The following is a 25,929-nucleotide window of genomic DNA, read 5'->3' as shown; positions in this document are numbered from 1 at the left end:
CGTGGCCCGGGCGGCGGGGCTACTGCGGGTCCGCCGCCCGGCGCCGGGGTGTGATCCCGGTGAGGTCCAGGTCCACGGGGAACGGCACCGACACCTTCATCCGGTCGTGGAAGATCCCGGTGGAGGTGTACGCCCCGGTGGCCGGTTCCAGCTCGAAGACGTACACCACGGCCCGCCCGTCGTGGTTCTCCACCCGCCAGTAGTGGGGAATGCGGGCACGGGCGTACTTCACGGGCTTGGTCTCCCGGTCGCGGGACCGGGACTCGGGGGAGACGACCTCAATCGCGAGGCGTACCGACTCGGCAGGAAAGCGGGTCTGGTTCGGGTCCTGGATGACATCACCGCCGATGACGATCACATCGGGCTCGGGCCGGTTGTAGCGGTCGATGTCGATGGTGAACTCGCGCACGACCTCCAGCTCGGGCGGCGCCAGGGACTGCAACTGCCAGTTGAAGAAGTCGACCGCCCGGGTGTGGAACAAGGTCTGCGGACTCACGAAAACGAGACTCCCGTCGATCAGCTCCGTGTGCGGAGGCAGATTCGGGAGTGTGTCCAGGTCATCGGCGGTCCAGCCGCCCTCGGGCGGGACCGCCCACCGCGGCTCGGAGGCCTCGGGTTCGATGCTCATCATTGCTCCCATGGGGAGGAGTCGCGCGGGCCTGACCAGCGTATACGCCGGGAACTGGATAGGGCTCCCCCGAACGTGTGACCGCATCGCGCACCGCTGAGCGGGCCTCCCGGGCGCCCCTCAGTCACCGCCCCCGCCGCAGCCGCCGCCGCCCCCGCTGTCGCCGCTCCAGCCGTCGCTTCCGCCGCCACCGCCGGACTCGTTCTGCTTCACGTTGTAGTGGACGGCCGTCGCGGTCCACTCGGAGCGGCGCAGGACCTTCATCGCGGTGCGGCCGGGGCGGCCGTTGCGGGTGAGGGTGGGGGCGAGGCCCAGCGCGGAGACCAGGGCGGCCAGGAGGCGGTCGCGGGGGTCGGGGTAGCCCGCCTTCTCGGCCTGGGAGAAGCGCCTGCGGAGGCCGGGCACCAGGTCCGGGTGGACCGGGAAGTGGCGGTGGTACGGGAAGAGGCCGAGGACGCGGCGGGTCTCCCGGGAGAGCACGGAGCGCTCGACCAGGGAGTCCAGGTGGATGTCCCGCACGTGCTTGTCGAAGTCGGCCACCCAGCGCCGGGCGCGCATGCCCGAGCGGGGGGCCTTGCCCTGGGGCAGGGTGCGCAGCAGGGCGGCGAGGCGAGGGTCGGCCGGGTCCAGCGGGTTCACCACCTGGACCCGGCCGCGCTCCTCGCGTATCCGGCCCTGGAGCTCCAGCTCCGCGAGTGCCGCACCGGCCGTCCCGTACGCCAGGGCGGCGGCCGCGCACAGCGGCTTGCCGCTCCCGGGGTCCAGGGTGAGCAGGATCAGCTCCTCGGGGAGCGTCAGCGCGGGGGCGCCGGGGCCGGAGGTCGCGGGGGTCGTCATGGTGCCATGACGATCCTGCCGGTCACATCGCCGAGGCCCACCCGGGTGCCGTGCGGGCCCGGGGCCCAGGCGGTCAGGGTGACCGTGTCGCCGTCCTCCAGGAACGTCCGCTTGCCCTCGGGGAGTTCGAGGGGGTCGCGGCCGTTCCACGTCAGCTCCAGGAGCGAGCCGCGCTGGGCCGTCTCGGGGCCGCTGACCGTACCGGAGCCGTACAGATCGCCCGTTCGCAACGAGGCGCCGTTGACCGTCATGTGCGCGAGCTGCTGGGCCGCCGTCCAGTACATCGTGGCGAAGGGCGGCTCGGAGACGACCTGGCCGTTGATCTCCACCGTGATCCGGATGTCGAAGCCGCCGTGCTCCTCCTCGCCGGAGTCGTCCAGGTAGGGGAGGAGCGGGACGTCCCGGGTGGGCGGTTCGGTGCGGGCCGCGTCCAGGGCCTCCAGCGGGGTGACCCACGCCGATACGGAGGTGGCGAAGGACTTGCCGAGGAACGGGCCCAGCGGCACGTACTCCCAGGCCTGGAGGTCGCGCGCCGACCAGTCGTTGAGGAGGAAGAGCCCGAAGACGTGCTCGCGGAAGCCGGCCAGCGGGACCGGGGTGCCGTGGGCGGAGGGGACGCCGACGAGGAAGCCGACCTCGGCCTCGATGTCCAGCTTCACCGAGGGCCCGAAGACGGGCGCCGGGTCGGTGGGGGCCTTGCGCTGGCCGCTGGGGCGGACCACGTCCGTACCGGAGACCACGACGGTGCCGGAGCGGCCGTGGTAACCGATCGGCAGGTGCTTCCAGTTGGGGGTGAGCGCGTCGCCGTCCGGCCGGAAGATCTGCCCGACGTTGGTGGCGTGGTGCTCGCTGGCGTAGAAGTCGACGTAGTCCGCGACCTCGTACGGCAGGTGCAGGGTCACCTCGTCCACCGGGTGCAGCAGCGGTTCGATGTCCGAGCGGTGGGCGGGGACCGTCACCCAGGCGGTGAGCGCGCGGCGCACATCGCTCCAGGCGGTGCGGCCCGCCGCGAGCAGCGGCGTCAGGCTGGGCTGGGCCAGCAGCCCGGCGTAGGGCGAGCCGAGGGTGTGGGCGGCGGCGCCGGCGTCCAGGACGTGGTTGCCGATGCGGACACCGACCCGGCGGTCCTCGGGGCGGTCGGGGGTGGAGAACACACCGTAGGGAAGGTTGTGCGGGCCGAAGGGGTCGCCCTCGGGGAGGTCGAGCGGGCTGCTCTGCTCGGGCATGTGTTGCTGCCTCGCTTTCCAGGTCGTGTGGAGGACACGTTACGTCGGAGGCCCTGCCCCACGGCAGTGCCCTGACCCTCCCCAACTGTGCCTATTGCCCGGAAAGTTCGATGGGTCCCCCCGGCGTTCCGGGGGGACCCATCGGCAGGGCGGGCGGTCCGCTGAGCGGAGTGCGTGGTCCGCTCAGCGGGGCGTTCCGCCTGTTCGGCGGGGCCCGGACCGCTCGGCCCGCCGCCTCATCAGGACGCTCAGCCCGCCGTGCGCGGAATCCGCTTCTCCCAGGTGCGGTGGAAGACGATCTCGCCGCCGTCCTTGCAGATCACCTCGTCGGACGTGATGAAGTCGTGCTCGTCGGCGGCGATCTCGGAGCGTGTCTCGATCTCCACGTCCCAGGCCATCTCCGGCCGGTGCAGCCGGATCCGCCAGTCGGAGCGGGTGCGGGCGGAGAGCGGGTCGTCCTGCTGGATCGTGTACGTCTCCAGGGCGTCCTCGGTGAATTCGAGGCCGTCCGGGTAGACCCGCGTACCGCCGTAGCGCGGGTCCACCTCCAGCCGCCATTCGCCCTTGGCGACATCGCGGACGACGAGCCGTTCGGGGCGCGGCTCCTCCAGCGTGACCGGGTAGACCACGCCGAGCGGTTCGGACTGTTCCGGTTCGCCGAAGGTGATCGCCGGGTCCTCGGTGTGGCGGCGCACCGGCAGCTCGACGAAGCTGCCGTCGGCGTCGAGCGTGAAGCCGGCCGACCCGGCCTGCGGCCAGATCCAGGGCCAGTACGCGGAGGAGATGGCGATCCGGATGCGGTGGCCGGGCGGGAAGGTGTGGCCGATGCCGTTGAGGTCGAAGACCACGTCCTCGGTCTCGCCGGGCGGCCAGTCGTCGGTGCGGTCGCGGCCGTGCCGGGCGGCGAGGTTGAGCGCGCCCCGGGTGACCAGGGTGGAGGCCCCGTCGGGCGCCACGTCGCAGAGCCGGGCGATGACCTGCCCGCGCGGTACGTCCATCCGGAGGCGGAGCTTCACCCGGGGGCGGCCCAGGATCTCGATCGGCGCCTCCTCCACCGGGAACTCGAACGACACCGACTTCGCGTCCTCGTCCCGCTGGTCCGGCGGCAGGTCCGCCTCGTTGCCGAACGGGAAGAACCGCCCCGCGTCCACCCCGGTCTGCTGCGGCGAGGCGACGATCCGCTCACCGCCCTGGAGCGCGTAAGTCACCGGGTTGACGTTCTCCGAAGGCCAGGAGGCGTCCCCGACCCACCGGCCGGGCAGCGTCTCGTACACCGTGGCGGGCGGGTGCGAGCCGCTGATCCAGGACCGCAGCAGCGGCTCCCGCATCACGCCCGTCTCCTTGCCCTTCAGGTGCTGGTCCCACCAGCGCAGCGTCTCCTGGAGGAAGCCGATCGCGGGCCCCGGCGGCAGCCCCCGGTCCGGGTACTGGTGCGACCACGGGCCGATGATCCCGCGCACCTGCCCGGGGTCGAGGTGCTCGACGAGGCGGAGGACGGTGTCCCGGTACGGGTCGTGCCAGCCGCCCACCGCCAGCACGTTCGCCTTGATCGCCCCGTAGTCCTCGCAGACGCTGCCGTGCTTCCAGTAGTCGTCGCGGCTCTGGTGGGCCAGCCAGGTGTGGACGAACGGCTCGATCGCCTCCAGCCGCTTCAGCCACATCGCCTTCCACTCGTCCCCGACCTGCGCCGGGTCCGGCGGGCGGGCGACGAAGGCGAGCATGGTGGCGGCCCAGGCGTGCATGTCGACGGCGAGGACCGAGCCGCCCATGTAGTGGACGTCGTTGTCGTACCGGTCGTCGGCCGAGCAGACGGTGACGATCGCCTTCAGCGGGTCGGGGGCGAGCGCGGCGATCTGGAGCGAGTTGAAGCCGCCCCAGGAGATCCCGAACATGCCGACCCGGCCCGAGCACCACTCCTGCTGGGCCAGCCAGTGGATGACGGCCACCCCGTCGGCCAGCTCCTGTGCGTCGTACTCGTCGCCCGGCAGCCCCTCGCTGTTGCCGTGGCCCCGGACGTCGACCCGTACGGAGGCGTAGCCGTGGCCCGCGTACCAGGGGTGGCGCTGCCAGTCGCGGGGCGCGGTCCAGTCGCCGAGCCGGTAGGGCAGGTACTCCAGCAGCGCGGGGACCGGTTCGTCGGTCAGCGGCCGCCAGATCCGGGCGTAGAGCAGGGTCCCGCCGGGGAGCGGGATGCGGACGTCCTCGCGGGTCGTCTCGTACGGGAACTCGGTCGTGATGTTCATGGGTCACCTCGATGTACGACGACGGGGTGCGGAGGGGGTCTCGGGGGTGGTGGGCGGCGGGGTGCGGAGGGGGCTCGGGGTGGTGGGGGACGGGGTGCGTGAGGCGTACGGGTCAGTGGACGGGGTGCATCGTGCGCTTCAGCCACGGGGCCGCGAGGATCATCGCCACCCCGGCCGCCACCGCGATGCCGCCGTTGACGCCGAAGTAGGCGGGGTTGGAGACCTGGCCGTACAACTTCACGACCTGGGCCTGGATGCCGTTGGCCAGGGCCAGTGAGAGGAACCAGAGCGCCATCGTCTGGCTGGCGAACGCCTTCGGGGCGAGCTTGGTGGTGGCCGACATGCCGGAGGTCTCCAGGAGTACGTCACCGAGGCCGAGCAGCAGGTACGAGCCGACGATCCACCAGGCGGCCATCCGGTAGACGTCGTCCGCGTGGCCGGAGGTCGGCAGGACCATCAGCAGAAAGGAGAGACCGCCGAGGATCACCCCGAACGCGATCTTGTTGGAGGCGTGCGGCTGCCGGGTGCCCATCCGGGCCCAGACCGCGGCCACCACGGGCGCGAGCGCCACCTCGAAGGCGCCGAGCGCGGAGGCGTACCAGCTGGCCGGGAAGGTGAAGCCGAGGATCTCGGTGCGGGCGTTGGCCGACGCGAGCAGCATCATCGTCGAGTACGCCTGGAAGAGGATGAAGTTGAAGACGACGGATCCGAGGAAGAGCACGACGTACGGGCGGAGCCTGCCGCGCTCCTCCGCCGTGACCCGGGGCGAGCGGAACATCACCACGAAGTAGACGACCGGCGCGATCACCGAGATGACGGTGAGGACATCGACGAACCGGTCCATCGTCAGCCAGCCCGCCAGGGCCAGCGCGGTGGCCAGGACCGCGACCACGACGGCCCCGCCGACGATCATCCGGACTGCGCGGCGCATCGCGGCGGGGGCGAGCGCGAACTCGGCGGAGTGCTTTCGCCCGGCCAGGTGACGGCGGCCCGCCACGTACTGGATCAGCCCGAACGTCATCCCGATCGCGGCGGCCGAGAAGCCCCAGTGCCAGCTGAGATGGTCACCGAGCCAGCCGGTGACCAGCGGACCGGCGAAGGCGCCGATGTTGATCCCCATGTAGTAGAGGGCGAAGCCCGCGTCGCGCCGCTCGTCCTCGGTGCGGTAGAGCTTGCCGACCATGGAGGCCACATTGGGCTTGAGCAGGCCCGTGCCCGCGCTGATCAGCCCGAGCCCGATCCAGGTCATCGCGTCGGTCGGCACGGCCATGCAGTAGTGGCCGCAGGCGATGAGGATGCCGCCGTACAGCACCGCCCGGTAGGAGCCGAGGATGCGGTCGGCCAGCCAGCCGCCCGCGACGGAGACCAGATAGACGAGCGTCCCGTACGCGGCCGAGACGGAGGCGGCCGTTCCGGGGTTCATGCCCATGCCGCCGTTGGCCACCGTGTCGGCGAAGAACAGCACCAGGATCGCCTGCATACCGAGGAAGGAGAACCGCTCCCAGACCTCCAGCCCGGAGAGGGTCATCAGCCCCCGTGGCTGACCGAAGAAGGCGCGGTCGTCCTCGGGCGGGGGCTGGGCCGGTTCGGTGGCGGCGGGGCTGTGGGACAAAGCGGTCTCTCCTGACCATATGGGCTGATCACGAACATACCGGCGGTGGCGGGAAGGCGCCCACGGTGATCCACAGGGGACCGGATACGCTGAAGTTGCCAGGAGAGACAGCGACACATCGACATCGGGTGTGGTCGTCAGCAGACAGGAGATGCCCCCGTGACCGTCGTCGGGCCGTTCGGACTGCACGTGCGGGACCAGGCTCTTGAGGCCGATGTCCACGCGGGCCTGGCCGCTGTCGAGGCGGGGCTGCTCGAAGCCACCAAGAGCGACGTGCCCTTCATCACGGAGGCCGCCCAGCACCTGGTGCGGGCGGGCGGCAAGCGGTTCCGCCCCCTGCTGGTCATGCTCGCGTCACAATTCGGAGATCCGGACGCGCCGGGTGTCGTGCCCTCGGCCGTCGTCGTCGAGCTGACCCACCTGGCCACGCTGTACCACGACGACGTGATGGACGAGGCCGACGTACGCCGCGGAGTACCCAGCGCCAACGCCCGCTGGGGCAACTCGGTGGCCGTGCTGACGGGCGACTTCCTCTTCGCCCGCGCCTCCCACATCCTGGCCGACCTCGGCCCCGAGGCCGTACGCATCCAGGCCGAGGCGTTCGAGCGGCTGGTCACCGGCCAGATCCTGGAGACCGCGGGCCCGCGCGACGGCCGCGACCCGGTCGACCACTACCTGGACGTGCTCAGCGGCAAGACCGGCTCGCTGGTCGCCGTCGCCGGCCGGTTCGGCGCGCTGATGGCCGGGGCCGACGAGCGGACCGTGGACATCCTCACGCAGTACGGGGAGCGGCTCGGCATCGCCTTCCAGCTCGCCGACGACGTTCTGGACATCGCCTCCGACACCCACGAGTCCGGCAAGACCCCCGGCACCGACCTGCGCGAGGGCATCCCCACCCTCCCGGTCCTGCGGCTGCGGGCCCGGGCCGCGAAGGACGGCAGGCCCGAGGACCTGGCCCTGGTCGAGCTGCTCGACGGCGACCTGGCCGACGACGCCACCCTGGCCGAGGCGCTGCGCCTGCTGCGCGCCCACCCGGCGCTGGAGCAGGCCCGCCAGGACACCGTCCGCTACGCCCAGGAGGCGCGCGCCACGCTGGCGCCGCTGCCCGAGGGGTACGCGAAGTCGGCGCTGGAGGAGCTGTGCGACGCGGTGGTCCACCGCGCGGGTTGAACCGTCGGTGCACCGTCCGGGCCGAACCGTCGGCGCACCGCGCGGGCCGAGCGCCCCGGGGCCCGTCCAAGGGCCCTACCCCTACTGGATGGCCGATGAGGCCCGCCCGGTTGTCATACCGCAGCAGTAGGCGAGTTGATCCCCGGGGCTGATGCTTCGGCCCGCCCGATTTGGTCAGATGGATAACAGACGGACCACAACCACTCCTGACCCCATCGGGTGAGAAGGGCGGCAGGGAGTGGACGGGCAACCGGACGGAAGCCGCCGACCACGGAGGTAGGGCACACATGGCACCGAACGACAGCGCGGAGACCACCGGCGAGGCCACGGGCACTGCCGTGGGCCGCCGGAAGGCGGCGCGCTACATCGTCCCCGTCGCGGTCGCGGGGGTGGCGGCCGCGACCATCGGGCTCGTCCCGGCCCTCGCGAACAGCGGCGACCCGGACCTGCCGAAGATCAGCGCACAGGAACTCATCGAGAAGATCGCCGCTTCCGACGAGGAGCAGCTCTCCGGAACCTTCAAGATCAGCACGGACCTCGGTCTGCCCCTCGACGGCCTCGCGGGCTCGCTCCTCCCGGGCGCCGGCGAGGACGGGGGCAAGGGCGCGGCGGCGCCGGAGGACAAGCTCATGGAGCTGACGTCCGGCACGCACACCCTGCGGGTGGCCGTCGACGGCCCGGAGAAGCAGCGCCTCTCCATCCTCGGCAAGGCCTCCGAGTACAACGTCATCCACAACCGGGGCGAGGTCTGGGCGTACGACTCCCAGTCCGACGAGGTCTACCACTCCAAGGCCCCCGAGGGCCGGGGCGACGGCGACGCCGAGAAGGAGCCGAAGGCTCCCAAGGGCGCCCCCGCCACCCCGAAGGACTTCGCCGAGCAGGCGCTCGCGGCGGTCGGCGACACCACGTCGGTCACCGTCGACGGGACCGCGCAGGTGGCGGGCCGGGACGCGTACCAGCTGGTGATCAAGCCCAAGCAGTCCGGCTCGACGGTCGGTTCGGTACGGATCGCGGTGGACGCCGAGAACGGCGTACCGCTCAAGTTCACCCTGGCCGCTTCGGACGGCGGCAAGGCCGTGGTCGACGCGGGCTTCACCAAGGTGGACTTCGCCAGGCCCGCCGCCTCCACCTTCGACTTCACCCCGCCCAAGGGCGCCAAGGTGACGGAGGCGGACGAGCTGGAGCACGGCAAGGGCGGCAAGGACGGGATCGGCGCGGCGGAGAAGTCGCTCCAGGAGAAGTTCTCCGGGCAGATCCCCGGCCTGGAGGGGCTGGGCGGGCTCGAAGGCTCCGAGGGCGTCAACGTCATCGGCGAGGGCTGGACGTCGGTGGCCGCCATCGAGATCCCCGGCGGCAAGGGCCTCCTGCCCCCGGCGGGCTCGGGCGACGTCCCGGCCGAGGTGCAGGGCTTCCTGGACGCCCTGGGCGACAAGGTCACCGGGAAGTTCGGCTCGGGCACGGTCTTCAAGACCCGTCTGGTCAACGCGCTGCTGACGGACGACGGCAAGGTGTACGTCGGCGCGGTGACCAAGGACGAGCTGGTACGGGTGGCGAACGGCGCCAAGTAGCGCCTTCGGGCCGCCGTGGTTCACCGGCCGGGCCGCCCCGTCGCGAGAGAGTGTGCGACGGGGCGGCCCGGCCCGGCTGCTGGATGGTTGCCCCGAGGGCGTGCTTCCGCACCTGGCGGCTGCCCCGGAGGCGCGCGGCGGGTCCGGGCCGCCGCCGGATGCGGAAGTGCGGGTACGAGCGCTGAGAGGTGCGAGGCGGCATGACGGACTGCGGGGCGGCGGCATGACGGGCGGCGATGCGGCATGACGGAGACAGCGGCTGCGCGGAGTGCGCCGGAACCGGCCGGGGCGGCCGCCCCAGACCCCCAGGCCCCAGACTCCCAGGCCCTCGACCCCCAGGCCCTCGACCCTCGGGCACTCGACCACCCGACCCCCGTCATCGAGACCCACGGCCTCACCAAGCGCTACCGGGGCGGCCGCCTCGCCGTCGACGGCCTCGACCTCACCGTCCCCGGCGGCAGCGTCTTCGGCTTCCTCGGCCCCAACGGCTCCGGCAAGACCACCACCATCCGGATGCTCATGGGCCTCATCGAGCCCACCGCCGGCACCGCCAGGGTCCTCGGCCACCCGATGCCCCAGGCCGCCCGCACGGTCCTCCCGGAGGTCGGCGCGCTGATCGAGGGACCCGCGCTGTACGGCTATCTGAGCGGCAGGGACAACCTCCTGCGGTACGACCGCGCCGACCCCACCGCCGACCCGCGCACCCGCCGGGCCCGCGTCGGCCACGCCCTGGAGCGGGTCGGCCTCGCCGCCGCGTCGGACCGGAAGGCGAAGGCGTACTCCCTCGGTATGAAGCAGCGCCTCGGCCTCGCCGCCGCTCTGCTCCGCCCGCGCCGCCTGCTCGTCCTGGACGAGCCGACCAACGGCCTCGACCCGCAGGGGATGCGCGAGATCCGCTCCCTGGTCCGGGAGCTGGCGGCGGAGGGGACCACGGTGTTCCTCTCCTCGCACCTGCTGGACGAGATCGAGCAGGTCTGCACGCATGCGGCGGTGATGGCCCGGGGCCGGCTGCTGGTCCAGGGCCCGGTCGCCGAACTGGCCGCGAGCGCCCGGGGCCGGCTGGCCGTCACCACCCCCGACCCGGCCGCCGCCGCCCGCATCCTCACGGCGCACGGCCTCACCGGCCTGGCCACCGACGGCGACCGGCTGACCGCCGACGCCCCGCCCGCCGACGTGGACCTCGCGGACCTCAACGCGGCGCTGGTGGGCGGCGGCGTGCGGGTGCGGTCGTTCGGAGTGGAGGGCGGCTCGCTGGAGGACGCGTTCGTGGCACTGACGGGAGAGGGTTTCGATGTCGCAGGCTGAGACGACTCCGCCCACCGGGGCCGGGACCGAAGCCGGGGCCGGGCCCAAGGCCAGGACCGGGACCCAGGGGCGCCGCCCCCGTAACCTCCGTAACCCCCTCCGCAACTCCCGTAACCCCCTCCGCACGCTCGGACTCCTCCGCTCCGAGGTCGCCACCACCTTCCGTCGCCACCGGACCTACGCGCTCCTCGCGGTGCTCGCCGCCGTCCCCGTCCTCATCGGGATCGCGGTCCGCATCGAGACGGGCGGCGGCGGATCCGGGGGAGGGGCCGGGGGCGGCGCGGACGGCGGGGCGGGCCCCGCGTTCCTGACGCAGGTCACCAACAACGGTCTCTTCCTGGTCTTCGCCACCCTCGCCACCACGCTCCCGGTCTTCCTCCCGATGGCCGTCGGGGTGGTCGCGGGCGACGCGATCGCGGGCGAGGCGAGCGCCGGGACGCTCCGCTATCTGCTGGTGGCCCCGGCGGGCCGGACCCGGCTCCTGCTGGTCAAGTACGCCTCGGTCCTGACCTTCTGCCTGGTCGCGACCTTCGTGGTGGCGGCCTCGGCGCTGGCGGTCGGGGCGCTGCTCTTCCCTGTGGGGGAGGTCACGACGATCTCCGGGACGCGGATCGGCTTCGGTGAGGGGCTGGCGCGGGCCGGGCTGACGGCGGCGGTCGTCGCGGCGTCGATGGTCGGGTTCGCCGCGCTGGGGCTGTTCGTCTCGACGCTGACCGACAGCGGGATCGGGGCGATGGCGGCGACGGTCGGGCTGCTGATCACGGCGCAGATCCTGGACAGCATCCCGCAGTTGAGCGGCATCCACCCCTATCTGTTCCCGCACTACTGGATGTCCTTCGCGGACGTCCTGCGCGAGCCGGTCCTCTGGGACGACCTGGTGAAGAACTTCCAACTCCAGGGCCTGTACGCGGCGGTGTTCGGCTCGGCGGCCTGGGCCCGCTTCACGACGAAGGACATCACGACCTGAGCGAGGTCAGGGGGCGGAACCGTCGGGCAGAAGCGCGGGACAGAACCGTGGGGTGGTCGTCCCGTGGCCGAATCGGATCGGTGAACAGTCGTCCGCGCCGTCGGCCGGGCGAGCCGTCCCCCGATCGGCTCGTCGCGGCACGAACGGCACGAACGGTGCGGAAGGCGGGATCGAACCGACACGGTACGTTCCGTTTCCGCCTGGGTAATGTTCGGCCTATGACGACGAGCTGTCAATAAGGAATGGCTCAAACCGTCCTATGCTCACCGAATGATCACGCCGCCCAGTAGTCTGCGCCGCAGCGAGAGATCACGCCGCGCGACGCTTCAGGCCGCCCTCGACCTCTGTACGGAGAAGGGGTACGGGCGCGTGACGATAGAGGCCATCGCGGCCCGCGCGGGCGTCAGCAAGAAGACGATCTACCGCTGGTGGCCGTCAAAAGGGGCGGTCCTGCTGGAGGCGTTCACGGACGCCCTGGTGGACGCCACGCCGTTCGTGGACACCGGGGACATCGGCGCCGACCTGCGTACGCATGTGGCGGGCGCGGTGAAGTTGCTCACCGTCCCGCCCTTCGGACCGGCGTACGCGGGCATCCTCTCCGAACTCCACCACGACGACGTCCTCGCCCAGGCGCTCAAGGACCAGCTCGTGGATCCGCGCGTGGAGGAGGCCGTGGCCCGGCTGCGCAGCGCCCAGGACCAGGGCCAGATCCCGCCCGGCGCGAACCTCCCGCTGGCGGTGGAGATGCTGTACGGCCCCGTCTACTACCGCCATGTCCTGCGCAAACCGGTCCAGGACGAGGAGACGATCGCCGCCCTGGTCGCCCATGTGCTGCGCTCGCTGGGGTCACCGGGGTACTGACCCCCTACCAGGAGCACCTATACGAAGCACTCCAGGATCAGCGGCAGGTCCTCCAGCCACTCCTGGAGACGGGCGCGCTTGCGGGCCGCGAGCAGGCAGGGATGGGCCGTGCCGTCGTGCAGGTGGACGACGACCCTGAGGTGCTTGGGCCCCTCGGCCGCGTACTGCACGGTCAGGATCTCGGTCCAGGTGTACTGCGCCTCCCCGCCCTCCCGGCCGAGCGTGACGCCCGTGCTGTCGACGAGCAGGGAGGTGTCCGGCCCGATCGCCATGAACGTGAGGTCGGCGGCGAGACCGGCGGTGAGGTCGGCGGAGGGCGCGTACGGCGTGTAGGACGGTCGCGGGGGCACCACGAGGGCGGGGGCGGTCACCGTGGGCTGCGCCGCGCTCGGCGGGTGCGGGACGGCGCCGGGCGCGCTCGGCGCGTACGGAGCAGCCTCTGGCGCGCTCGGTGTGTACGGGGCAGCCTCCGGCGCGGTCGCCGGGTACGCCTCGGTAGGGGTGTACGGCGTGGCCTCCGGCGCGAAGAGGTCCAGCAACTGCGCCGGGGTGGGCCGCCGCTCCGGCTCCTTGGCCAGGCACGCCCGCACGACCGGACGCAGCTCTTCCGGAACCGCGCCCAGGTCCGCCGGTTCGTGCACCGACCGGTACATCAGGCCCATCGGCGTGCCCGCCCCGAACGCGCTGCCGCCCGCCGCCGCGACGAGCACGGCGCCCAGCGCGAACACGTCGGCGGCACCACCGACCTCCAGTCCTTGCGCCTGCTCGGGCGCCAGGAACCCCGGCGTCCCGAAGGCCGTGCCGGTGGCCGTCAGCCGGGTCGACTCCAGCGCCCGCGCGATGCCGAAGTCCAGCACTCGGGGGCCGTCGGGGGCCATCACGATGTTGCCGGGCTTCAGATCGCGGTGGACCAGGCCGCAGCCGTGGATCGCCGCGAGCGCCTCGGCGAGCGCCGCCCCCAGCCGCCGCAGCCGCGCCTCGTCCATCGGCCCCTCGGCCTCCAGCAGCGCGGAGAGCGTGGGCCCGGGAACGTACGCCGTGGCCAGCCAGGGCGCCGGTGCCGCCGGGTCCGCGTCGACCACGGGGGCCGTGTGGAAGCCGCCCACACTCCGCGCGGCCGCCACCTCGGCCCGGAACCGCTCCCGGAAGTGCGGGTCGCTCGCCAGCTCCGGGCGCGCCACCTTCACGGCCACCGCCCGCCCGCCGCGCGAACGCGCCAGATAGACCGTGCCCATGCCACCGGAGCCCAGCTCCCGTTCCACGGTGTACCCGCCGATACGTTCCGGCAGCCTGCTGCCGTCCGCCCCGTGCTCCATCCGCTGTACGCCCCCTCGCCCCCGCGCGCTCCGGCGGCTCAGTATGACGCAGGCCGCCCGGCGGAGACATGACGCAGAGCGCCTTGCGGAGACATGACGCTGAACGGCCCGCGCGGAGGCGGTGATCCGGACGCCTCCGCCCCCTCCTCCCGCGCTCCTGGTGGAGCGCCCGGCCCCGCCCGTCACACCCCCGCTGCCCCCGGGTGGCCGCTCCCCGGGCCGCGGGTGATGCTGGACCGGCACGTGTCGGTGCTCCGGTGGTCCGGGGCGCCGGGGCCGGAGCCTGAGGGTGGGTGGAGCCGTGTCGTACGCCGATACCCCGGCCGGGGCCGGAGCCGGGAAGGACGGGCCCGGCGCCCTGGACGACGCCCTGCTGGAGGCCCTGTTCGCCCAGTCCGCCGTGGGGCTCGTCGTGCTCGACCCGCAGCTGCGGCTGGTCCGCGCCAACTCCCTGGTCGAGGGCGTCGGGACCGAGGAGTACATCGGGCTCCCCTTCACCGAGGTGTTCCGGCTCGACGACCCCGACGGGTGCGAGCGGCTCCTGAGGCGGGTGCTCGCGGGGGACGGGCCCGTACGCGACCATCTCGTACGCGGCCGGCTCCGGCAGATCCCCGGCGACCGCACCTTCCTGGTCTCCGCCTACCGCCTCGCAGGAACCGCAGCCCCCGCAGCCCCCGCAGTCCCCGCAGGCTCCGTAGGACCCGCAAGCCCCGACAGTCCCGCAGACCCCGCAGGACCTGCAAGCCTCGACAGTCCCGCGGGCCCCGACAGCCCCGGGGGCCCCACCATCGGCCTGCTCAGCGCCGTCGTCGACGTCACCGAGCGGGAGCGGGCGCGGGCCCGGGAGGCCGCGCTGGCCGCCGTGCGGGACGCGGTCGGCGGTTCGCTGGACGTGGCGGCCACCTGCCGGTCGTTCATCGACGCGCTGGTGCCCGGGTTCGCCGGAGCCGCCGTCGTCGAGGTGGTGGACGAGGTGCTGCGCGGGGCCGATCCGCCGGTGGGGCCGCTGCCGCCCGAGACCCCGTTGCGCCGTGCGGCGACCGGCCGCTGTGCGACCGTACGGCCCGCCCCCGGCGACGGGCCGCACCGGGGCCGCCCGGTCGGCGGGACCCGCCGGCTGCCACCCCGTACGCCGTACGCGCTCGCCGTCGCGGACCTGCGGCCCCGGCTCGTCCCGCTCACCGCAGACACCCCGTGGCTGGCCGCCGACCCGGACGGGGCCGGTGCCCTGGCGCAGGCCGGTGCGCACTCCCTGATCGTGGTGCCCCTCACCCTGCGGGGAGCCGTGCTCGGGCTGCTCAGCCTCTACCGCTGCGGGCCCGCCGAACCCTTCGACGAGGACGACGTCTCCCTCGCCGCCACCGCCGCCACCCGGGCGGCCCTCGCCATCGACAACGCCCGCCGCTACGAGCGCGAGCACCTCATAGCCTCCACCGTGCAGCGCCGCCTCCTCCCGCAGGCCGAGCGCCACCAGGCCGCCGTGGAGACCGCCCATGTGCTGCTGCCGGGCCGGGACAGCGGCTGCTGGTTCGACGCGATCGCGCTCTCCGGGGCCCGTACGGCACTCGTCGTCGGCGGTGTCGCGGGGGAGGGGCTCCAGTCGGCCATCGCGATGGGCCAGCTCCGTACGGTCATCCAGGCGCTGGCCGGTCTCGACCTGGAGCCGGAGGAGGTGCTGGCCCGCCTCAAGGAGACCGCCGACCGTCTCGCCGGCGAACGCGCGGCTCTGCCCCCGAGCGACGCGCTCCAGAGCGAGGAACTGCGGGCGGGGTGCGTGTACGGGGTCTACGACCCGTTCACCCGCACCTGTACGGTCGCCCGCGCCGGCCACCCCGCGCCCCTGGCCGTCGGCCCCGACGGGCGGGCCGTCGCGCTCGACGTCCCCGAGGGCCCGGGCCTCTTCGACGCCGACGGCGGCCTCTTCGCCCCCGCCGCCGTCACCCTGGAGGAGGGCAGCCTCCTGGCGTTCTGCACGGGCGACCTGCTCCCCGACGAGCACGCCGAGGAGCGCATCACGCGGACCCTCGCCGACGGCATCGGGTCCGGCCGCGGCCTCCAGCAGCTGGGCGACGACATCGTGTACGCCCTCCCCGACGACACCCGGTCCGCCGGTGCGGCGCTGCTCCTGGCCCGTACCGGTACGGTCTCCGACCACCGCGTCGCCACCTGGGACCTCGCCCAGGACCGGACGACCCCGGCCACCGCCCGGCTGCTCGTCCGCGACCGGCTCCAGGGGTGGGGGCTCGACGAGGACACCGTCGACGCGACCGAGCTGATCGTCAGCGAACTGGTCACCAACGCCGTCCGCTACGGCACCCCGCCGCTCCGGCTCCGGCTGCTCCTGGACACCACCCTCACCTGCGAGGTCCACGACGGCTCCACGGCCTCCCCGCACCTGCGCCACGCCCGCACGGTCGACGAGGGCGGCCGGGGCCTCTTCATCGTCTCCCGCCTCGCCGCCCACTGGGGCGCCCGGCACGGCCCGGACGGCAAGGTGCTCTGGACGGAACAGAACCTTCCGGGCAGCGGCTGACCAGCTGACCGGGCGCGCGGGCGCGGGCCTCAGCCGAACAGCCGCTCCAGCACCACCGCCACCCCGTCCTCCGCGTTGGTGGCCGTCACCTCGTCCGCCGCCGCGCGCAGCTCCGGGTGGGCGTTGCCCATGGCCACCCGGTGGCCGGAGCGGCGGAACATCGGGAGGTCGTTGGGCATGTCTCCGAACGCGACCGTCCGCTCGGGCCCGATCCCCAGCAGCTCGGCCGCCGCCGCGATCCCGGTGCCCTTGTCGACACCGTACGGAGCCAGTTCGACCGTGCCGGGCCCCGCCATGGTGACGTTCGCCAGGTCCCCCACGGCCCCGCGCGCGGCGGCGGCCAGGGCGTCGTCGCCCAGCTCCGGGTGGCGGACCAGCACCTTGATGACGGGGCGCTCCCACAGGGCGTCGCGGGAGTCCACGCGGAGGGCGGGGAGCGTGGGGTTCGGCATCCGGTAGCCGCGCTCGATCAGCGTGACGCCGTCCGGCCCGTCCTGGTCCACGGCCGCGAACACCGCCCCGACCTCCGCCTCCAGCTTGCCGAGCGCGGTGTCGGCGGCCTCCCGGTCCAGGGTCACCGAGCGCAGCAGCCGCGCGCTGTCGGCGTCGTACAACTGCGTGCCCTGCCCGCACACGACGAGCCCGGTGTAGGCGAGATCCGCGAGCAGGGCCCGTACGCCGGGAACCGGCCGACCGGTGACGATCAGATGCCGGGCGCCCGCGGCGGCGGCGAGGGCGAGCGCGGCGCGGGAACGGGTGCCGACGGTGTCGTCCGGGCGCAGCAGGGTGCCGTCCAGGTCGGTGGCGACGAGGGCGTACGCGGGCGGCACGGGGGCGCACGCGGGCGGCACGGGCGAGGGCGAGGGCGAGGGTATGGGCGTGGGCGTGGGCATGCGCCACAGCCTAGGAGGGCCCGGACGGCGGCTTGCGCGGGAGGGGGCGATCGGGTAGGCGCGCCGGGTGCGGGCGGGAACCACGGGCTCGCAACGGAGCGAGCCCGCCCGCCCCTGTTCGGGGCGGACGGGCTCAAGGTCGTGCAGGCGTTTACTTCCGGTCGTTACTTCAGGCCGTTACTTCCGGTCACTACTTCAGACCGTTGCTGATGGCCTTCACGAGTTCGCCGTCGGTGGTGTCACCGTTGAACTCCCAGAAGAACGCGCCACCCAGGCCCTGGTCCTTGGCCCACGCCATCTTGGAGTTGATGGTGGCCGGGGTGTCGTAGCTCCACCAGTTGTTGCCGCAGTGGGCGTACGCCGTGCCGCCGACGGTGCCGGTGGCCGGGCAGGTGGTCTTCAGGACCTTGTAGTACTGGTTGCCGGGCTCGATGCCGGCCGCCGGGCCGGTGGCGCTGCCGCCGGGGGCGGACTGGGTGACTCCGGTCCAGCCGCGGCCGTAGAAGCCGATGCCGAGGAGGAGCTTCTTGGCCGGGACGCCCTTGGCCTTCAGCTTGGCGATCGCGTCGGCCGAATTGAAGCCCTGCGCCGGGATGCCCGGGTACGAGGTCAGCGGGGAGTGCGGGGCGGTCGGGCCCTGGGCGGACCAGGAGCCGAAGTAGTCGTACGTCATCACGTCGTACCAGTCGATGTACTGCGCGGCGCCGCCGTAGTCGGCCGCGTCGAGCTTGCCGCCGTTGGAGCCGTCGGCGGTGATGGCCGCAGTGAGCAGGTTGTTGGGGCCGAACTTGGCCCGCATCGCCTGCATCATGTTCTTGATCGCGGCCGGGCCGCTGTTGTCACAGGTCAGACCGCAGGCGTTGGGGTACTCCCAGTCCAGGTCGATGCCGTCGAAGACATCGGCCCAGCGCGGGTCCTCGACCAGGTCGTAGCAGGACTGGGCGAAGGCGGCGGGGTTCTGGACGGCCTGGCCGAAGCCGCCGGACCAGGTCCAGCCGCCGAAGGACCAGAGGACCTTGATGTGCGGGTACTGCGCCTTCAGCTTGCGGAGCTGGTTGAAGTGACCGCGCAGCGGCTGGTCCCAGGTGTCGGCGACCCCGTCGACGGAGTTGGCGGCAGTGTAGGTCTTCTCGTAGTCCTCGTACGCGTCGCCGATCGTGCACTTGCCGTTCTGGACGTTGCCGAAGGCGTAGTTGATGTGCGTGATCTTGTCGGCGGAGCCGGAGGTCACGAGGTTCTTCACCGTGTAGGAGCCCCAGTTGGTGAAGTATCCCAGGTTGATCTTGCCCCCGCCCGGGTTCTCGCCGCCACCGCCGCCGGTGGTGCGGACCGTCGTGGCGGCCGAGGCCGGGCCGGTCTGGTCGGCGGTGTCGCGGGCGACCACGGTGTAGGTGTAGTCGGTGCCCGCGGTCAGACCGGTGTTGGTGTAGCTGGTGCCGGTGACCGTCGCGACGGTGGCGCCGTCGCGCTTGACGTCGTAGTTCTTGATGCCCTTGTCGTCCGTGGCGGCCGCCCAGGAGAGCTTCACCGAGGTGTTGGTGATGTCGCTCGCGGTGGGCTTGCCGGGGGCGGAGGGGGCGTTGTCACCGGGGTTGGTGGAGCCGTCGCAGGGGTTGCCGTTCAGCTTGCAGCCGGAGGGCGCGCCGTTGCCGGAGCCGTTGAAGCCGAAGGAGACGGAGGCGCCGGGGGCGAGGGTGCCGTTCCAGCCGAGGTTCTTCGCCGTCCAGTGGTTCGCGGAGTTGGTGACGGTCGCGTCCCAGGCGGAGGTCACCTTGGTGTTCGCGGGGAAGTCCCACTCGACGGTCCAGGAGGTGAGCGTGGTGGTGCCGGTGTTCTTCACCGTCCACTTGCCCTCGAAGCCGGAGCCCCAGTCGGAGGCCTTGGCGTAGGTGGCGGTGGCCGAGGCCGCGGCGGACGCGGGGGAGGCGAGGCCGACCATGGCGGCCAGCGGGAGGGCCAGCGCCGTGGCGCCCGCGAGGAACTTGAACCGCTTGTTCGGGGTGCTGCCGTGCGGCGATCTGGTCCGGCTCCGGCGTGTTTCCGTGCTCAAGGATGCTCCCTGGGGACTCTGGACGGACAGGGGGGACCCCTGGCCTGTCAACCCTGCGTGGCCCTGAGCGCGTCGCGCCTCTCCTCGGCACCCCCGCAGTGTTTCCGCGACCCTAAGAAGGCCTAGACCAATCGTCAAGAGGTCTGGACCAAAAGGCTGTTGGAGGTGCTGTCGGGGTGCCGCCGGGGATGCCGACTCCGTCGTCAAATGTCTTTGATTGCTTCCAATTGTGGTCAGTTGACGCAGAATTCGTTGCCCTCTGGATCTGCCAGGACGAGCCAGCTCCCGCCCTGTTCGTCGACCGCGCGCAGGATGCGCGCACCCAGCCCGACCAGACGTTCCGCCTCCGTGTCGCGCTCCCCGGGAGGTGTGTGCACATCGATGTGCAGCCGGTTCTTGACCGTCTTCGGCTCCGGGATGCGCTGGAAGAGCAGCCGCCGCCCCAGCCCCGTACCGCTCTTCTCGTCGTACGGGTCGTCCGGGTGCCGGGCCGCCGCGAGATCGCGCCAGGCGCGGCGGCCGTGGGCGTGGGTGGTGGCGGCCTCGGGGACGGCTCCGGCGGTGAGCAACTGCTCGACCAGGGCGCTGTTGTCCTCGACCAGGTAACCGAGGGCCCCGGCCCAGAATCCGGCCTGGGCGTGCGGGTCGGCGCTGTCGATGACGAGCTTCCAGGGGAGTGTGCGTGTCATGGAAACCGTTTATAGTGGTTACATGAGTGGAAGGGCAATGGACACGCCGGAGGCGGATGTGGAGGCGGCACCTCCGGGGATGCTGCTGGTGCATCCGGACGGCAGTTCGTTCCGGTTCGACCCGGGCGCGCTCTGCCTGGAGCTTCTGCCAACCGGTGGGCCCGGGCCACTGGCGTACTTCGAGGTGCTGCACGGCCCCGCCGACCTGGTGGACTGGGCGGGCCGGAGCCGGCTGCCGGGCGGGCTCGACCTGGTCGTGAGCCCGGCCGAGGTGGTGGCCGCGCGGCGGCTGCGCGATGCGCTGTGGCGGCTGGCGGAGGCCCGGGTGGCGGGGGAGCCGACCGGGGCGGACGACCTCGCCGCCGTGAACGACGCGGCGGAGCGGCCGCCCTTGACCGCCCGGCTGACCGCCGACGGGGGGCGGGAGTGGTCAGCCGCCGGGGCGACCGGGACCGGGCTGCTCTCCACCGTCGCGCGGGATGCGGTGGACCTGTTCACGGGGGCGTACGCCCACCGGATCCGCACGTGCGGCGCGGACGACTGCCGCCTGCTGTTCGTCGACACCTCCCGGCCCGGCAAGCGGCGCTGGTGCTCGATGGAGCGGTGCGGGAACCGCCACAAGGTCCGGGCCCACCGGGCGCGGACGACGTCCGTCGGCACGCGGACAACTTCCGCCGTGGTGCGGACGACCGAGCGGGACGACTGACTACGAAACGACTGACCGCGAAGCGACTGACTGAAGGGGTTTGCCATGCCTGTCGGACTTACTCGGGACGCCGGCTGGGAGATCGGTGTCTCCCGGACTCTTCACCAGCCCCCGCAGGCCGTCTGGGAGTTCATCACCGGACCGGAGGGCGTCGCCCTGTGGCTCGGCGCCGAGGGCCCGCTCCCCACGGAGAAGGGCGCTCCGTACCGTACGGCCGACGGGACCGAGGGCGAGATCCGCAGCTACCGCCCCGGCGACCGCGTCCGCCTCACCTACGGCCCGTCCACCGTCCAGGTCGCGGTGACCCCCGGCAGCTCCGAGGGCCGGGCCGTCCTCCGCTTCCACCAGGAGCGGCTGGCGAGCGCGGAGGAGCGGGAGGAACGGCGTACGCACTGGAAGGCCGTGATGGACCGGGTGGCGGCCGAGCTGGGCTGAGCGGTGGCCTGTCCTCCCGGATCCTGGCGGGTCAGTCCTCCGGTGCCGGGCAGGCCGGACATCTGTGGCCGTCCAGCGCCGTCAACAGCCGGGTGGCGGCTTCCTGTACGGGGTCGGTGTGCGGCGGCGAGGACGTGCCGGCCGTCAGCCGCACCGCCGTCGGGCGCCCCTCCGCCACCGCCTCGTGCGCGGCGCGCGTCCACTCCGGGTGCTCGGCGTGACCGGCGGCGAGGATCGTGGTGAGCAGGTCCAGCACGCCCGCCCGGTCCTTGACCGTCTCGGTCCCCGCCAGCTCCCACAGGAACGGCACCGCCGCCACGGTCGCGTCGAAGACGGCCGGGGCGCCGATCCACCGGGCCAGCTCGCCCAGGGCGTCCCCGGCGGTCGGCCCGTCACCCCAGGCGACCCGCGACAGCATCCCGGGGACCTGGGAGGCGGAGCCGTACGCATGCTGCAACTCGTGCCATCGCACGTTCCTCATCCCGCCCAGGACAGTCCCCATCCGGGCACTCAATCAGCCTTGCCGCGTGACGTCCACCGTGCCGGGTGCTCCGTACAGCCGCCGCAGGTACTCCCGTACGGGAGCGGGGTCGTCGGCGGAGGCCACGGCGCCCACGTGGTGGTCGGGGCGGACGACGACGAGAGCGGTCGCGTACGCCGCTGCCGCGTGACCCTGGTGGTCGACGAGGGAGCCCGGGGGCGGCGTTCCGCGGTCCTCGTGGGGTGCGTACACCCGGCAGGTGCGGATGCCGGCGTTCCCGTACGCGACCGCCACCTCGCGCAGGACCGCCGCGCTCTCGGGGCCGAAGCCGAGGACGGTGGTGTGCGGGCCCGCGAGGGTGCGGTGGAGGCGCGTGGGCCCTCCGGTGGCGGCGTCCTGGCAGGGGGCGTCGGGGGCGCGGTCGCCGGGGAGGGCTCCGCGCTGCTCGGTGCCGGGCCTCGGCGGAGTGGCCGGGTCCGGCTTCGGGGCGGTCAGGGTGCTCCAGCGGTAGCCGATGCCCAGCCCCGTCGTCTCCTCGGTCATCGCGGAGGCCAGGCTTCCGCCCGGTTCGCGGATCGCCTCCAGGGTGGCCCGCAACCGGTCGGAGGCGAGGTCGAGCGTCCAGGCGGCGACGGGCAGCCGCTCCTCCTCGTACGTGTCGAGCAGTGCCGCGTCCGCGTGCCCGGCGAGCACCTGGCCCAGCTTCCAGCCCAGGTTGAACGCGTCCTGGATCCCCGTGTTCATCCCGAGCCCGCCCGCGATGGCATGCACATGGGCCGCGTCCCCGGCGAGGAGGACCCGGCCCACCCGGTAGCGGTCCACCATGCGGACGTTCACCCGGTACGTCGACAGCAGCTCGGCCCGGGTCAGATGGCGGCCCGGCAGCCCGGTGTGGCGGGTGAGCAGCCGCCGGAAGCCGTCGACGGAGGGCGGGAGCGGCCGGCCCGCCCCGTCCCGCTCGGGCCCGGCCTGGAACCACCACCCCGTCCGCGTACCGGGAATGGGGCAGAGCATGACCGCCCCGTCCTCGTCGAACCACTGGTGCCACCGGCCCCGGTCCAGTACCCCGCCGGCCAGCTCCACATCGCCGGTGACCATGACCTGGTCCTCGGCGGTCGTCCCGTCGAAGGGGATGCCGAGCAGCTTGCGTACGGAGCTGTGGGCGCCGTCGCACCCGACGACGTACCGCGCCCGTTCCGCGGGCCCCTCCCCGAAGGCGACCGCCATGTGCTGCCCGTCGGGCCCCTCCGTCAGGCCGACCACCTCGCGGCCCAGCTCGACGTGGACTCCGTACCCCGCCAGCCGACCGCGGAGGATCTCCTCCAGCCGCCACTGGGCGATCAGCCACGGCCGGTCGTAGTGCGCGGCCGGGGCGGGGGTCGCCTCTGCCCACGGGTCGGTGTCGGAGACCGGGCGGTGGTCGCGGTACACCCGCATGGGCAGCGGTGCCGAACCGGCGGCGAGCACCTCGTCCACCACGCCCAGGTCCGCCAGGATCTCCAGCGACCGGGGGTTGGGGCCCTTGGCGCGCGAGGTACGGGGGTGGGCGGGGGACCTGTCCACGATCCGGACCACCCTGCCGCGCCGGGCCAGGTCGACGGCGAGGGTGAGGCCGGTGGGACCGGCGCCCACGATGAGGACGTCGGTGGGGGTGTCGGGCATGGCGGTCGCTGCTCCTCGGTCACGGTTCCGTCGGAGCCACCAGAGAATCGTAACCGAGTAATAAAAGCAACTAGGTAATCTTTTGTTGGGTCGCGGTCTCCGGGGCTGCGGCCTCCGGGGCTGCTGTCTCGGACGTTGTCGGCGCGGGGGCCGTCGTTGCGGAGGGCGGCTGCAGGGGGGCTGTCTGCGCGGGGGCCGCCGCCGCGGTCGCCAGCAGCTTCGCCGCCAGGATCCGGTTGCGCCGGGCGTTGCGCAGCGCGTCCCAGGTCAGGAGAGTGAGGGCCAGCCAGACCAGGCCGAACCCGGCCCACCGCTCCGGCGGCATCTCCTCGTGGAAGTAGACGATGCCCAGGATGAACTGGAAGACCGGCGCCAGATACTGCAGCAGCCCCAGCGTGGAGAGCGGCACCCGGATCGCCGCCGCGCCGAAGCAGATCAGCGGCACCGCCGTGACGATCCCCGTCGCGGCGAGCAGGGCCCAGTGGCCGGTGCCCCCGGAGGTGAACGTGGACGCGCCGGTCGCCGTCAGCCAGAGCAGGAAGCCGAGCGCGGGCAGGAAGAGGACGGCGGTCTCGGCGGCCAGCGACTCCAGGCCGCCCATGTTGACCTTCTTCTTCACCAGGCCGTACGTGGCGAAGGAGAACGCCAGGACCAGCGAGATCCACGGCGGACGCCCGTAACCGATCGCCAGGACGAGCACGGCGGCCAGACCGGTGGCGACCGCGACCCACTGGACGGGGCGGAGCCGCTCGGCGAGCAGGATGACGCCCATGGCGATGGTGACGAGCGGGTTGATGAAGTAGCCGAGCGAGGCCTCGACGACGTGCCCGTTGTTCACGGCCCAGATGTAGAGGCCCCAGTTGATGGTGATGGTCGCCGCCGCGAAGGCTATGAGGCCCAGCTTCCGCGGGTCGCGGACCAGCTCGCCGATCCAGGCCCAGCGGCGCACGACGAGCAGGGCGATCCCGACGACGGCCAGGGACCAGACCATCCGGTGCGCCAGGATCTCGATCGCCCCGGACGGCTTCAGCAGCGGCCAGAAGAGGGGGACGATGCCCCACATCCCGTACGCGCCGACTCCGTACAGCAGGCCGGCCCGCTGTTCGTTCTTCCCCTTCACGGGCCCCTCCAGGACTACCTGCGCCGCTCGCTCCGCCGGCACGTCTGCCGACGGGATGACGGTAACGCCGGAGGGGCCCCGTGTCATAGCCGTTTCAGGTAAACACTCATGACAGCCGTCGAGAGGTGCGGGTCAGGCGGTCGCGAGAGCCGCGCGTACGGTCGTGGCCAGAGGTGTCGTCGGGCGGCCGATCAGCCGGGCCAGGTCACCGCTGGTGCCCGCGAGGCTCCCGCGCCCGATGGCCTCGTCCACGTCGGTGAGGATCGCGGCGAACCCCTCGGGCAGGCCCGCGCCGACCAGGATCTCCTGGTGTACGGCGGCCGGGACGTTGTTGTACGCGATCTCCTTGCCGGTCACCTCGGAGAGCAGGGCCGCGTACTCCGCGAACGACCAGGCGGTGTCGCCGCTCAGCTCGTAGGCCCTGCCGAGGTGGCCCTCGCCGGTCACCACGGCCGCGGCCGCGGCGGCGTAGTCGGCCCGGGAGGCGGAGGCGACCCGGCCCTCGCCCGCGTTGGAGACGACCGCGCCGTGCGCCAGGACGGGGGCGAGGTTGGCGGTGTAGTTCTCCGTGTACCAGCCGTTGCGGAGGAAGGTGTACGGCAGCCCGGAGTCCAGGATCAGCCGCTCGGTGGCCTTGTGCTCGTCGGCGAGGGCGAAGTCGGCGTCCGGTCCGCCGAGGATGCCGGTGTACGCGAGCTGCGCCACGCCCGCCGCCTTGGCCGCCTCGATGATCGCGGTGTGCTGCGCGACCCGCTTGCCCACCTCGCTGCCGGAGATCAGCAGCACCCGGTCGCCGGTCCGGAACGCCCCGGCAAGGGTCTCGGGTCGGTCGTAGTCGGCGATGCGCAGCTCGACACCGCGCGCCGCGAGCGGGGCGGCCTTCTCCTTGTCGCGGACGACCGCCGCGATCTCGCCGGCCGGGACCGTGGCCAGCAGTTCGTCGATGACGAGGCGGCCGAGTTCTCCGGTGGCTCCGGTGACGACGATGCTCATGGGGGGCTCCTGTTTCGGGTTCTTCGGTGGGTTGTGTGGTGCTGGTGTGCCGGTGTGCTCCCGATCGAGCGTAGGGCGGACACTAACTAATGGAAAGTACCCACTTTGAAGTAAGGTACTGGCATGGGAGTGAGTGAAGAGGTGGGGAATGTGGGGGCGGCTCCGGTCGGTCTGCAGGGGCTGCCGAAGCCCGTCCAGGACGTCAACCAGCCGATGTGTCCGTCCCGGCTGGTGCTGGAGCATGTGACGAGCCGCTGGGGCGTCCTCGTCCTGGCGGCCCTGCTGGAACGCTCGTACCGCTTCAGCGAGCTGCGCCGCACGATCGGCGGGGTGAGCGAGAAGATGCTGGCTCAGACCCTCCAGACGCTGGAGCGCGACGGCTTCGTCCACCGGGACGCGAAGCCGGTGATCCCGCCGCGGGTGGACTACTCGCTGACCCCGCTGGGCACCGAGGCCGCCGAACAGGTGTGGGCGCTCGCCCGCTGGACCGAGCGCCAGGTGGACGCCGTGCAGGCGGCCCGCAAGGCGTACGACGAGGGCAGGGCGCAGCAGGGCTGAATGGCGCCCCCACGCTGAGGGCGGGGCGCGGGGCGAGGCCCGGCCCCCGGAGTGAGAGCGGGGCGGGATCCGAGGC

At 72.8% G+C, this 25,929-nt stretch carries 22 protein-coding genes; 9 read left to right on the top strand and 13 right to left on the bottom strand.

Going from position 1 to position 25,929, the window contains the following annotated elements:
- Positions 1-19 precede the first annotated feature (19 nt).
- The 5 genes from DJ476_RS13115 to DJ476_RS13095 form a co-directional block, all read right to left on the bottom strand.
- On the bottom strand, positions 20-628 hold the full coding sequence (locus tag DJ476_RS13115; protein WP_103416803.1) for a Uma2 family endonuclease: 609 nt from the start codon (positions 626-628) through the stop codon (positions 20-22).
- 120 nt (positions 629-748) lie between these two features.
- The gene (locus tag DJ476_RS13110; RefSeq protein ID WP_112490575.1) at positions 749-1,465 is read right to left on the bottom strand and encodes a GOLPH3/VPS74 family protein; all 717 of its coding nucleotides are present in this window, start codon (positions 1,463-1,465) and stop codon (positions 749-751) included.
- On the bottom strand, positions 1,462-2,691 hold the full coding sequence (gene fahA / locus DJ476_RS13105; RefSeq protein ID WP_112490574.1) for a fumarylacetoacetase: 1,230 nt from the start codon (positions 2,689-2,691) through the stop codon (positions 1,462-1,464). Before fahA ends, DJ476_RS13110 begins: the two co-directional genes overlap by 4 nt.
- 248 nt (positions 2,692-2,939) lie before the next feature.
- The gene (locus DJ476_RS13100) at positions 2,940-4,934 is read right to left on the bottom strand and encodes a CocE/NonD family hydrolase (protein WP_112490573.1); all 1,995 of its coding nucleotides are present in this window, start codon (positions 4,932-4,934) and stop codon (positions 2,940-2,942) included.
- Positions 4,935-5,046: 112 nt separating this feature from the next.
- Positions 5,047-6,546 carry a peptide MFS transporter gene (locus DJ476_RS13095; RefSeq protein ID WP_112490572.1) on the bottom strand — a complete coding sequence of 500 codons (1,500 nt, stop codon included), beginning with the start codon at positions 6,544-6,546 and terminating at the stop codon, positions 5,047-5,049.
- Between the two features lie 159 nt (positions 6,547-6,705).
- On the opposite strand from DJ476_RS13095, the gene DJ476_RS13090 reads away from it, so the two are divergent.
- The 5 genes from DJ476_RS13090 to DJ476_RS13070 all read left to right on the top strand — a co-directional run bounded on the left by DJ476_RS13090 (position 6,706) and on the right by DJ476_RS13070 (position 12,417).
- A complete protein-coding gene (locus DJ476_RS13090) occupies positions 6,706-7,716 on the top strand; it encodes a polyprenyl synthetase family protein (protein ID WP_070205449.1) in 1,011 nt (336 codons plus the stop codon).
- Positions 7,717-8,003: 287 nt separating this feature from the next.
- The gene (locus DJ476_RS13085) at positions 8,004-9,284 is read left to right on the top strand and encodes a LolA family protein (protein WP_112490571.1); all 1,281 of its coding nucleotides are present in this window, start codon (positions 8,004-8,006) and stop codon (positions 9,282-9,284) included.
- A 243-nt stretch (positions 9,285-9,527) separates the two neighbouring features.
- Positions 9,528-10,589, top strand: coding sequence for an ABC transporter ATP-binding protein (locus tag DJ476_RS13080; protein WP_112490570.1), 1,062 nt, complete (start codon positions 9,528-9,530; stop codon positions 10,587-10,589).
- Positions 10,576-11,556 carry an ABC transporter permease gene (locus tag DJ476_RS13075; protein WP_112490569.1) on the top strand — a complete coding sequence of 327 codons (981 nt, stop codon included), beginning with the start codon at positions 10,576-10,578 and terminating at the stop codon, positions 11,554-11,556. The genes DJ476_RS13080 and DJ476_RS13075 overlap by 14 nt, the downstream gene beginning before the upstream one ends.
- 270 nt (positions 11,557-11,826) lie before the next feature.
- Positions 11,827-12,417, top strand: coding sequence for a TetR/AcrR family transcriptional regulator (locus DJ476_RS13070; RefSeq protein ID WP_029395630.1), 591 nt, complete (start codon positions 11,827-11,829; stop codon positions 12,415-12,417).
- A 17-nt stretch (positions 12,418-12,434) separates the two neighbouring features.
- On the opposite strand, the gene DJ476_RS13065 is transcribed toward DJ476_RS13070, so the two are convergent.
- On the bottom strand, positions 12,435-13,733 hold the full coding sequence (locus DJ476_RS13065) for a serine/threonine-protein kinase (protein WP_112490568.1): 1,299 nt from the start codon (positions 13,731-13,733) through the stop codon (positions 12,435-12,437).
- 301 nt (positions 13,734-14,034) lie between these two features.
- Here DJ476_RS13065 and DJ476_RS13060 point away from each other — a divergent pair, with 301 nt between their 5' ends.
- Entirely contained in the window at positions 14,035-16,266 is a 2,232-nt protein-coding gene (locus DJ476_RS13060; RefSeq protein WP_112490567.1) for an ATP-binding SpoIIE family protein phosphatase, read from the top strand.
- 29 nt (positions 16,267-16,295) lie between these two features.
- Here DJ476_RS13060 and DJ476_RS13055 read toward each other — a convergent pair whose 3' ends face one another.
- From DJ476_RS13055 to DJ476_RS13045, 3 genes are all read right to left on the bottom strand, one after another.
- Positions 16,296-17,159, bottom strand: coding sequence for an HAD family hydrolase (locus DJ476_RS13055; protein WP_318294631.1), 864 nt, complete (start codon positions 17,157-17,159; stop codon positions 16,296-16,298).
- Positions 17,160-17,349: 190 nt separating this feature from the next.
- A complete protein-coding gene (locus DJ476_RS13050; RefSeq protein ID WP_112490565.1) occupies positions 17,350-19,209 on the bottom strand; it encodes a glycosyl hydrolase family 18 protein in 1,860 nt (619 codons plus the stop codon).
- Positions 19,210-19,442: 233 nt separating this feature from the next.
- The gene (locus DJ476_RS13045; RefSeq protein WP_112490564.1) at positions 19,443-19,898 is read right to left on the bottom strand and encodes a VOC family protein; all 456 of its coding nucleotides are present in this window, start codon (positions 19,896-19,898) and stop codon (positions 19,443-19,445) included.
- A 22-nt stretch (positions 19,899-19,920) separates the two neighbouring features.
- Here DJ476_RS13045 and DJ476_RS13040 point away from each other — a divergent pair, with 22 nt between their 5' ends.
- Positions 19,921-20,604 (top strand): CGNR zinc finger domain-containing protein, encoded by a 684-nt coding sequence (locus DJ476_RS13040; RefSeq protein WP_318294630.1) that lies wholly within the window; start codon positions 19,921-19,923, stop codon positions 20,602-20,604.
- 45 nt (positions 20,605-20,649) lie between these two features.
- On the top strand, positions 20,650-21,039 hold the full coding sequence (locus DJ476_RS13035) for an SRPBCC family protein (RefSeq protein WP_112490563.1): 390 nt from the start codon (positions 20,650-20,652) through the stop codon (positions 21,037-21,039).
- Positions 21,040-21,070: 31 nt separating this feature from the next.
- On the opposite strand, the gene DJ476_RS13030 is transcribed toward DJ476_RS13035, so the two are convergent.
- The 4 genes from DJ476_RS13030 to DJ476_RS13015 all read right to left on the bottom strand — a co-directional run bounded on the left by DJ476_RS13030 (position 21,071) and on the right by DJ476_RS13015 (position 25,295).
- Complete coding sequence (locus tag DJ476_RS13030) at positions 21,071-21,541, bottom strand: hypothetical protein (protein ID WP_112490562.1); 471 nt, start codon at positions 21,539-21,541, stop codon at positions 21,071-21,073.
- Between the two features lie 12 nt (positions 21,542-21,553).
- Positions 21,554-23,182, bottom strand: coding sequence for an FAD-dependent monooxygenase (locus DJ476_RS13025; RefSeq protein ID WP_112490561.1), 1,629 nt, complete (start codon positions 23,180-23,182; stop codon positions 21,554-21,556).
- Positions 23,183-23,252: 70 nt separating this feature from the next.
- Complete coding sequence (gene rarD / locus DJ476_RS13020; protein ID WP_112490560.1) at positions 23,253-24,302, bottom strand: EamA family transporter RarD; 1,050 nt, start codon at positions 24,300-24,302, stop codon at positions 23,253-23,255.
- Between the two features lie 132 nt (positions 24,303-24,434).
- The gene (locus DJ476_RS13015; RefSeq protein ID WP_112490559.1) at positions 24,435-25,295 is read right to left on the bottom strand and encodes an SDR family oxidoreductase; all 861 of its coding nucleotides are present in this window, start codon (positions 25,293-25,295) and stop codon (positions 24,435-24,437) included.
- A 123-nt stretch (positions 25,296-25,418) separates the two neighbouring features.
- On the opposite strand from DJ476_RS13015, the gene DJ476_RS13010 reads away from it, so the two are divergent.
- The gene (locus DJ476_RS13010) at positions 25,419-25,853 is read left to right on the top strand and encodes a winged helix-turn-helix transcriptional regulator (protein WP_404827493.1); all 435 of its coding nucleotides are present in this window, start codon (positions 25,419-25,421) and stop codon (positions 25,851-25,853) included.
- Positions 25,854-25,929: the final 76 nt, after the last annotated feature.

This window comes from Streptomyces bacillaris, assembly GCF_003268675.1.
Lineage (GTDB): Bacteria > Actinomycetota > Actinomycetes > Streptomycetales > Streptomycetaceae > Streptomyces > Streptomyces bacillaris.
This window is presented reverse-complemented; position numbering and strand designations above follow the sequence as displayed.